Here is a 2,273-nt window from a genome sequence, read left to right on the forward strand (position 1 = left end):
GAGATGCGCCCGAAACGGAATCCTCAGCGATTCAGCCACTGTGGAAAACGCTCTAGAAGTTCATCGAGCAAATGGCGTGATTGCGCCCACAATTGCGTAATTCGAGCATCATCCAGCGCCTGCCACTGCGGCGTCGCCGTGACCCCTTCCGTCAGCCAATCTGTTGTGAATAAAGCACCTTGATGCACCCGCCGCCTCCCGTCAGCCCGAGCTAGCCAGTTTTGACGGAGGAATGAAGCGATTCCTTGGCGGGGAGGTTCAGGCGTAGATTTCATCGCGCTGCGATGCCTAGCGAATTGTTATTGTCAGACGACATCTCGTATGATTGGCGCTATGCAAAATGCGATTGGGGACATCGACGGCAGGCGCCAACTTTCCTGCCGTACAGCTACCCCTTCATGAGTTATGAAAGCGGCCGTCCGTTCATCTCGAAGTTGGCTAGGGGGCATACGATCGGTAGGTTTCCGTCGCGGATCGTGTGCGTCTGGTCGTCATTGGACAGCTGCCGCTCAACCGCGGTGCTACAGAACGTAAATGCTGAGGCGCGATTATGAGCTTTTCGCCAGTAGAAGTTAATCGCCTTGTTGTACAATGAACTTACAACCGGCATCTCAGAAGGCGACCTTACCGGCAGGAGAAAGTTCTTGAAGCGTAGCATGACTGCCCTCGTAATCGGCAATGCCGATTATCCAGACGGCCACGACTTGATGAACCCGGTGCACGACGCCGACGACTTCGGCGCTAAGCTAAAAGGCTATGGGTTCGAAGCGATCGTTGTGACCGACTGCACTGCGAAGGAAATGGAGAAGAGCCTTAAACTGTTCCGCGCGTCACTCGATAAGCATGATGTCGGTCTGTTCTTTTTTGCCGGACACGGCATGCAGATCGAGGGAAGCAACTATCTGCTAGCGCTTGATACGGACATGGACAGCGAGACCGACGCCAAGCACAGCTCGCTTTCATTGGATAAGGTCGTGGACGTGATGTCGAAGTCAACGGCAGCAACGAAGATTATCATTCTTGATGCGTGCCGCAATAACCCCTGGGAGCGCAAGTGGCAGCGCAGCGCCGCGACCCGCGGCCTCGCCTCTGTCTATGCGCCCAAGGGAACAATTATCGGCTTCGCGACGTCGCCTGGCGAGACCGCAGGCGACGGCGATGGTCGAAACGGAACCTACACGGCCGCACTGCTTGACCACATTGACGCGCCCGACTGTTCTATAGAAACGATGTTCAAGCGCGTTAGAAACACGGTCGCCGCTGCAACCAAGAGCAGGCAAACTTCGTGGGAGCATACATCGCTTGCGGGCGAATTCTACTTCAACATGAGTCTCGGCAAACTTATCACCGAATATGATGGAACGGCACTGGCAGACGGGCTCTTCGTCCTCGACGTCGCGAAGAAGTCGCACAAGATCATAGCGGGACTGAAGACGCACGACTGGTACAGGCAAAACCCCGCATTGGCACTCCTTACGCCCGAGGCGGCCAACAAGATGGCCCCAGACAGCCTTTTCGTGCTCGGTCGCAATATCTATCAGGCCGCATGTGGGACGTCGGCCGCAGCAACATCGTATGTTAACGACTTTGTCGCGAGAACCGCGACCTATGAAGAGGCGAAGCGCAAGGCAATTCTGGACGGCATGCTGTTCGAGATTTTCTTCGACGCTTCGGGAAAGCTTCGAACCAAAATCAAGAGCAAGTTCTTCGACACGGTGTTCGATCTGCAGCGCGTCCCCACCTTCAGGACCAGCTTCGATTTCATTGCTGATGCGTTAATCGCTGCCAATGCCGACTACCATGTTGTCCCCGGTAAGGGCCAGGATCTGGCAGTAACGATTTCGACCATTCAGAAGAAGAGTGGCCCGCGCGTTGACGCGATCTACATCGGCGGTGTCGACGTCCTGAAAGTTAGCGATGACGCGTGGGACACCGACGAAGGCGACCCCATTTACTTTGCAATTGCACCAAACGAACTCGCTGAAAGGTTGTCAGAGGACTTAGCGGTGCCCGCGCGCAATCTCAAATTGACTTACTCGCCAAATTCGGCGGCGAAAGAACCGGTGCTGCGGATTGCGCTAGGCTGGACCGTACGCAAGTAAGCTCGGCATCGCCCAGCCCGCCACGTTCTCATGATGCCAGCACACACCTTGGGCTGAACGCGGACGCCTTACACCAGTTTAATGGTATGCGTGAAAGCAAGCATGAGAATAAGTCCTAGAGCGTTTTCCGATCACTCTGGTTCATATCCACAAGATTTGAAGTAATTGGCG

At 55.1% G+C, this 2,273-nt stretch carries 1 protein-coding gene; it reads left to right on the forward strand.

Annotated features, from left to right (window positions below; all coding sequences use genetic code 11):
- Positions 1-644: 644 nt before the first annotated feature.
- Complete coding sequence (locus tag AX708_RS08920; protein ID WP_066528950.1) at positions 645-2,102, forward strand: caspase family protein; 1,458 nt, start codon at positions 645-647, stop codon at positions 2,100-2,102.
- The last annotated feature ends 171 nt before the right edge of the window (positions 2,103-2,273 follow it).

Source organism: Erythrobacter sp. CCH5-A1 (assembly GCF_001557115.1).
Classification (GTDB): domain Bacteria; phylum Pseudomonadota; class Alphaproteobacteria; order Sphingomonadales; family Sphingomonadaceae; genus Erythrobacter.